Genomic DNA, 6,969 nt, shown 5'->3' with positions numbered 1-6,969 from the left:
TTTATCAGACACTGGGTACTCGGCCGGGCCCGCGCGCGGGCGGGGACCTACGAGATGACGGCCTGATCCCGCACCGGCGGTTGCCTCCGCGCATCGCGCGGAGGCAACCGGGGTCAGTCGAGCGGCGGCGCGTTCTCGGTGATGGTGGCCAGAGTCGCCGCCACCGACATATCGGGCTTGATGACGACGCCCTTCTCGCGGAGAAAGCCGTCGAACAACTGCACGACGGCATTGGTCGTCCGATCGACGAACAGTGCGGTCGGGTCCGGCAGCGGGACGGGATCGGTGTCGAGCCACAGGTCGGTGACGGCCATAACGAATCCGACGATGCCGCGCAGCAGATGATCGATACCGTCGGTATCGAGCGCGACCGAGGACAGCACACTGCGGCTGCGCTCGGCCAGATCGTGCGACAGGCGCCGACCGATGTCCAACGGGCGAGCGTCCGGGTCGGCGCCCGAGACGCTCTGGGTGAGGACGAGGAACCGGAACACGTCGGGATGTTCGGCGATGACCCCGGCGTAGGCGGTGAGGAACCGATGGATCGTGACCCTGGGCGGCTGCATGATGAGCGAGAGATCCGGCGCGACGGCCGCGTAGATCTGCGCGACGAGCCAGTCCGAGACCGCGCCGTCGAGCTCGGATTTGTCGGCGAACATGCGGTACAGACGCGGTTTGGCGACGCCCATCTCGCGAGCCAGCGCCTCCATGCTCAGCTGGGGTCCGTCGCGGTCGATGCACCGCACCGCGCCCGCGATGACCTGTTCGCGGGTGAGCAACCGTACGGGCGACCGGCGAGCCGGTCTAGACGATGTAGTCACTGTTCTCCCTGATCCGCCCTTCGCGTACGGCCAGGATAGCGGCGCCCGGCGAGGCACAGGCCGCCGTATCGCGGGCGGACTCCGAGGGGGTGTTGACAGCGGCCTTTCCGATCCTCAAGATATTCCCGGTACTACGCGTACCAGAAAATGGTACCGGCGGTACTATTGATTGCGCACGGAGCAACGAAGCCCCGTGCCGGAAGGAGTCTCGTATGACGCGCGAAACCGGAAACCACACTCCCGGGGCAGCGTCATCCAGAACGCATCTGGTGCGCAACGGCGACATTTCACTCGCTGTCTACGAATTCGGCCCACAAGACGGCATTCCGCTGGTTCTCGTCCACGGTTGGCCCGATACCCATCACCTCTGGGACGGCGTCGTTCCGCTGCTGTCGGACAAATACCGCGTGATCTCCTACGACACCCGCGGGTACGGCCAATCCAGCGCGCCGACCCAGGTGTCGGCCTACGAGCTGAACCGGCTCGCGACCGACTTCTTCGCCGTGGTGGAGGCCGTCAGCCCCACCGAACCTGTGCACGTCGTGGCCCATGACTGGGGCTCGGTCCAGGTCTGGGAAGCGGTGTGCGAACCGGGCGCGGACCAGTACGTCGCGTCGTTCACCTCGATCTCGGGCCCCAACCTCGACCACCTGGCCACCTGGATGCGCCGTGGCGTGCTGTCGGGAACCCCGCGTGGGATCTGGGGCGCGCTCAGCCAGTGCCTGTCCTCGGCCTACACCACCTTCTTCATGCTGCCGATCCTGCCGGACCTGTTCTTCCGGCTCGTGGGCACCGAGAAGGTCTGGAAGTTGTTCCTTCGCGCGGTCGAGGGCACCTCCGCGGAGCAGATCTCGCTGGCGCCGACCCTGAAACAGGACATGATCTCGGGGCTGCGCTTCTACCGGGCCAACATCCTGGCCCGCATGTTCGGGCCACGGGAACGACGCACCACCGTGCCGGTGCAGTTGCTGGTCAACACCCGTGACATCGCCGTGCGCCCCGCGGGCTACGACGACACCGCGAAGTGGGCCGATCAGGTCGTGCGCCACGACCTGTCGCGCGGGCACTGGCTGCCCTACTCCGACCCCGCCGCGATCGCCGGCTACGCCGACGCGTTCATCCAGGCTCAGCCCAAGTAACGACGAATGAGAGAAAAGCACATGCTCGACTTCGACATCGTCATTACCGACGGTCTCTGGTTCGACGGCACCGGCGCCCCCGCCGCCCGGCGCAATATCGGCATCCGTGACGGCATCGTCGAGGCCGTCTCCGCGACCGCGCTACCGATCGGCACCGACACCGAGGTGATCGAGGCCGCGGGTAAGTGGGTGCTGCCCGGCTTCGTCGACGTGCACACCCACTACGACGCCGAGATGCTGCTCAAGCCCGAACTGTCGGAGTCGCTGCGCCACGGCGTCACCACGGTCGTCGTCGGCAACTGCTCGCTCTCGACCGTCCTGGCCTCCAACGCCGACTGCGCCGACCTGTTCAGCCGCGTCGAAGCCGTGCCGCGCGACGCTGTTCAGGGCGCCCTCGACAAGCACCGCACCTGGTCGGACCCGGCCGAGTACGCGAAGGCACTCGATTCGCTGCCCCTCGGCCCCAATGTGGCGGCGTTCCTCGGTCACTCCGATCTGCGCACGCACGTGCTCGGGCTCGGGCGAGCGGTCACCCGCGACACCAAGCCCACCGCCGCCGAAATCGAGCAGATGACCAGCCTGCTCGACGCGGCGGTCGACGCCGGCTTCCTCGGTTTGTCGTCGATGACGAACAAGCTCGACAAGATCGATGGCGAGGAATACCGGTCGCGGTCGCTGCCGTCTACCTACACCCGCGGCAAAGAGGTGCGCGCGCTCAACAAGGTGCTGCGTCGGCGCGATCGGGTGCTGCAGAGCGCCCCCACGGTCGGCTTCAACCCCAACATCGCCAAGTTCTTCGTCGGCAGCGCCGGCATCGGCCGGCCCAAGCTGCGCACCTCGCTGCTGTCGGCGGCCGATTCCAAGGCCTACCCGCCGCTGGTGTGGTTCATGCTCTACGCCGCGCCGCTGCTGAATCGCTTCGCGCGCACCGACTTCCGCTGGCAGCACCTGCCCGTGCCGTTCACCGTCTACGCCGACGGCATCGACCTGGTGGTGTTCGAGGAGTTCGGCGCCGGTGCCGCGGCCCTGCATCTGAAGGACCAGGTCGAACGCAACGAGCTGCTCCAGAGCGAGCCCTACCGTCGCTGGTTCCGCAAGCAGTACGACAACAAGTTCACCCCGCGCATCTGGCACCGCAACTTCTTCGATGCCGAGATCATCGCCTGCCCTGACGAATCGGTGGTCGGCAAGTCGATCGGGCAGGTCGGCAAGGACCGCGGGCTGCACCCGGTCGACGCCTACCTCGACATGGTGGTCGAGTACGGTCCCGCGCTGCGCTGGCGCACCACGATCGCCAACGATCGCCCCGAGTACCTGAACAAGCTCGCCGCCAGCTCCGGCGTGCAGATGGGCTTCGGCGATGCTGGGGCGCACCTGCGCAACATGTCGTTCTACAACTTCCCGCTGCGGTTGCTCGAAAGGGTGCTGCGGGCACAGGAAGCCGGCAAGCCGTTCCTGAGCGTGGAACGTGCCGTCCATCGCCTCACCGGCGAGCTCGCCGACTGGTATCAGATCGACGCCGGTCACCTACGCGAAGGCGGTCGAGCCGACCTGGTGGTCATCGATCCGGCCGGGCTCGACGAGCAGGTACATCAGCTCCACGAAGCTCCGCTGCCCGAATTCGGCCTCGACCGGATGGTCAACCGCAACGACCGCGCCGTCGTGGCCACCGTCGTCAACGGCCGCCGGGTTTTCGGCGCGGGCGAAGTCGCGCCCGGCATCGGCGCGGACTGGGGAACCGGGCGGTTCCTGCGCGCCGGCCACGACAACTCCGCTCCCCTCGCACAGGAGACCCGATGAAACTCCCGTTCCGTCGCACGGCCAGGACCGTGCGCGCACCTGATGTGGCGCTGCAGGCACGCAATGTGAAGTTCGACTGGACCTCGGCGCCCCTGCACTGGATGCCGTCCGAGCCCATCGCCTCGCACGTGGTGAACTCGCTGAATCTGCTGCTGCCCGAGGGCGAGCGGATGTTCTGCGCCACCTACCGCGACGCGCTGCCCTACGTGCGCGATGCCAAGGTGCGCGAGGCCATGCTCGGATTCATCGGTCAGGAGTCGATGCACGCCGAAACCCATGCCAAGGTCCTCGACCAGGTGTTCACGGCCCACCACATCGACACCGCGCCCTACACCCGCCAGATGGAGTACGTGTTCCGTAACTCCCTCGGCGCGCGCGAGGGCAGCCCGCAACAGGCGCAGACCCGGCTGGTCGAGCGGTTGGCGTTCATTGCCAGCCTCGAGCATTTCTTCGCCTGGCTCGGCGACTGGATTCTCAACGCCGACCTGGAAAAACACGGCGCCGAACCGCGTGTGCTCGACCTGTTCCGCTGGCACGGCGCCGAGGAGGTCGAACACCGCAGTGTCGCCCACGATGTCGCGATCTACTTCGGCGCGGGCTACCTGCGCCGTGCGGCGATGATGCTGATCGTCATCCCGATCCTGCTCAGTCTGCTCGTGCGCGGCACCAAGTTCCTGGTCAATCAGGATCCCGAACTACCGAAGATGGGCTACCCCACGCTGATCTGGAAGATCCTCGGGGCGATGTGGCGCGGTGCGCTGCCGGGTATTCCGGCGCTGCTGATCAGCGCCGGGTCCACCTTCGATCCGCGCTACGACCCGGCGAATGTCGGCTCCACCGAACAGGCGATCGCCTACCTCGCCAAGTCCCCGGCGGCCAGGGCGGCGGCGCAGTGACCGTGTATCCCGCGCCCGAGGCGATCCCGCCGGACCTGTACGGCAAGCACGATCACGATCCGACCACCAAGGTGATCGACACCGTGGCCAACCTGCGAGTTCGCTGGTCGACGTCGATCAATCGCCGACCGATCCTCACCAGGGCCGACGACGCCCGCTTCCCGGTGGTCGTCACCGACCGGGTGCTGGTGGCGCAGGACCAGGCCGTCGTCGATCTGGGCCTGCGCGCCCCCGACGGTGCTGCGCTGCCCCGGTGGGCACCGGGCGCGCACATCGACATCGAACTCCCGTCCGGGCGTCTGCGGCAGTACTCGCTGTGCGGCGACCCGGCCGAAACCGGCGAGTACCGCATCGCGGTGCGCCGCATTCCGCAGGGCGGTGGCGGGTCGATCGAGGTCCACGACGAGCTGCCGGTCGGTACCGAGGTCGTGGTCCGCGGACCGCGCAACGCGTTCCCGTTCGCGCCGCCCGGGCGTGGTTCCTCGGCGAAACGCCTGCACTTCGTGGCGGGCGGTATCGGCATCACCCCGATCCTGGCGATGGCGCGCGCCGCCGACCGGCTCGGCATCGACTGGACGCTGGTCTATTGCGGGCGAAGCCGCGACACCCTGCCGTTCCTCGACCAGCTCGCCGAACTCTCCGGACACGTCGTGGTGCGAACCGACGACGAGCACGGAACACCCGGTGCCACAGACCTTCTCGACGGTGTCGATCACGACACCGCGATCTACTGCTGTGGACCCACCCCGATGACGACCGCCCTCGTCGCCGCGGTGCGCACGATGGCGGGCATCGAGTTCCACTCCGAAAGGTTCTCTCCCGCACCGGTCGTCGACGGCACCGCGTTCGAAGTGGAGTTGGCGAGCACCGGTGAGGTCGTGCCCGTCGCCGCCGACCAGACCATGCTCGACGCACTGCTCGCGGTCCGCCCCGACCAGCCCTACTCGTGTCGCCAGGGCTTCTGCCGCACCTGCGTCGTCCACGTCACCGACGGCTCCCCCGACCACCGCGACGGCGCGCTGACCCCCGAGGAACACGCCGCGGGCGTCACCCTGGCCTGCGTCTCGCGCTGCGCGGGAAAACGCCTGGTCCTCGACCTCTGAGCCCGAGTGGCCCGGCGCGCCGGACTCCGCCTGTGTCCGTGAATCGGCATCAAAGAACATCACTGTACGCGTAGTGTGCGACGTGCAATTCTGTTCGCACACAAGGAGTTTCCGTGGCGTCCTCTCCGACGAAACGCCTGGCCGCGCTCTTCGGCGCGTCCTGCGCAGCCCTACTACTCGCGGTGGCGGCGGCCGCGCCCGGTTCCGCCGACAACGCGGTTCTCGAAAGCCCGGCCACCGGATGTTCGACGACGCCGGTCCCCGACAATGTCCCGTTCGACGGCCGGTATTACCGCGTCCACGTACCCGCGGGGGTATCCGCCGGTGCGCCGCTGGTTGTCGCCATCCACGGTGGCTACGACCGACCCGAAGGAATCGAGGCGGTGTCGGGCTGGAACGCCCTGGCCGATCAGCACAAGTTCATCGTCGTCTACCCGCGTGGTATCAAGACCGAGAACAAGCCGGACGGCACACCCGGTTGGGGCTGGAACGCCGACGCGGCCGACGTGACCCATATCAAGAAGGTCGTGACCGAGGTCAGCACGAAATACTGTGTGGCGCCGAACCGCATCCATCTGACCGGTCATTCCAACGGTGGTCAGATGGCCTCGCGCGCGGCCTGCACCGCGCCCGAGGTCTTCGCGTCCGGCGCGGTGTACGCACCGGCGCCACCACCGACCGGATGCGATCCCGCGCGCGCGGTCTCGTGGGGCGTGTTCGCCTCGGCGAACGACACCACCGTCATCGAACCCATCGCCTACAGCCACGTCATGTACTGGAGCTGGGAAAACCGTCCGTGCCAGAACGAGCAGCCCGACGGCGGCACCGACGTCAAGGACTCGCGGCACTGGGATTGCGAATCCGGCACCGAAGTGCTGTGGCGGGTCTACAACGGCGGCAGCCATTCCTGGCCGACGGGCACGCGGCGCACCGAGATGCTGAACCGGATGTGGCAGTTGTTCCAGGCCAACCCACGCCCGTAGCGACCGCGACGGAGGGGCAGGCCGTGGCGGCTCAGCCGGCCAGCCCCTCCGGATCGACCAGCAAGCGCTTGAGCACCTTGCCGGTCTCACCGCGCGGCAGCGCGTTGAGGAAGGTGACGTCGCGCGGAACAGAGAAGCGGCTGAGGCGGTTTCGGACGTAGGTGCGCACCATGTCAGGGTCGAGCCCGGAGCCTTCGTGCTTGACGAGGAACGCGGCCAGACGCTGC

The 6,969-nt window shown here is 67.7% G+C and carries 6 protein-coding genes and 1 pseudogene; 5 read left to right on the top strand and 2 right to left on the bottom strand.

Annotated features, from left to right (window positions below; all coding sequences use genetic code 11):
• Positions 1-113: 113 nt before the first annotated feature.
• On the bottom strand, positions 114-821 hold the full coding sequence (locus tag ACFWF3_RS18740) for a TetR/AcrR family transcriptional regulator (RefSeq protein WP_379314635.1): 708 nt from the start codon (positions 819-821) through the stop codon (positions 114-116).
• Between the two features lie 212 nt (positions 822-1,033).
• On the opposite strand from ACFWF3_RS18740, the gene ACFWF3_RS18735 reads away from it, so the two are divergent.
• The 5 genes from ACFWF3_RS18735 (at position 1,034) to ACFWF3_RS18715 (ending at position 6,742) form a co-directional block, all read left to right on the top strand.
• The gene (locus tag ACFWF3_RS18735) at positions 1,034-1,960 is read left to right on the top strand and encodes an alpha/beta fold hydrolase (protein ID WP_379314634.1); all 927 of its coding nucleotides are present in this window, start codon (positions 1,034-1,036) and stop codon (positions 1,958-1,960) included.
• A 21-nt stretch (positions 1,961-1,981) separates the two neighbouring features.
• Positions 1,982-3,760, top strand: a complete 1,779-nt coding sequence (locus tag ACFWF3_RS18730; RefSeq protein WP_379314636.1) for an amidohydrolase family protein — start codon at positions 1,982-1,984, stop codon at positions 3,758-3,760.
• Positions 3,757-4,656: a metal-dependent hydrolase gene (locus ACFWF3_RS18725; RefSeq protein ID WP_378989793.1), complete on the top strand. Its 900-nt coding sequence runs from the start codon at positions 3,757-3,759 to the stop codon at positions 4,654-4,656. The genes ACFWF3_RS18730 and ACFWF3_RS18725 overlap by 4 nt, the downstream gene beginning before the upstream one ends.
• A complete protein-coding gene (locus tag ACFWF3_RS18720) occupies positions 4,653-5,759 on the top strand; it encodes a PDR/VanB family oxidoreductase (protein WP_379314633.1) in 1,107 nt (368 codons plus the stop codon). Before ACFWF3_RS18725 ends, ACFWF3_RS18720 begins: the two co-directional genes overlap by 4 nt.
• Before the next feature lie 113 nt (positions 5,760-5,872).
• A complete protein-coding gene (locus tag ACFWF3_RS18715; protein ID WP_379314632.1) occupies positions 5,873-6,742 on the top strand; it encodes an alpha/beta hydrolase family esterase in 870 nt (289 codons plus the stop codon).
• Positions 6,743-6,773: 31 nt separating this feature from the next.
• Here ACFWF3_RS18715 and ACFWF3_RS18710 read toward each other — a convergent pair.
• Positions 6,774-6,969: pseudogene (locus ACFWF3_RS18710) on the bottom strand (hypothetical protein); the annotation flags it as partial.

Source organism: Nocardia sp. NPDC060220 (genome assembly GCF_042727815.1).
Lineage (GTDB): Bacteria > Actinomycetota > Actinomycetes > Mycobacteriales > Mycobacteriaceae > Nocardia.
The sequence above is the reverse complement of the archived record's forward strand: the minus strand, read 5'-3'. Positions and strand labels throughout refer to the sequence as shown.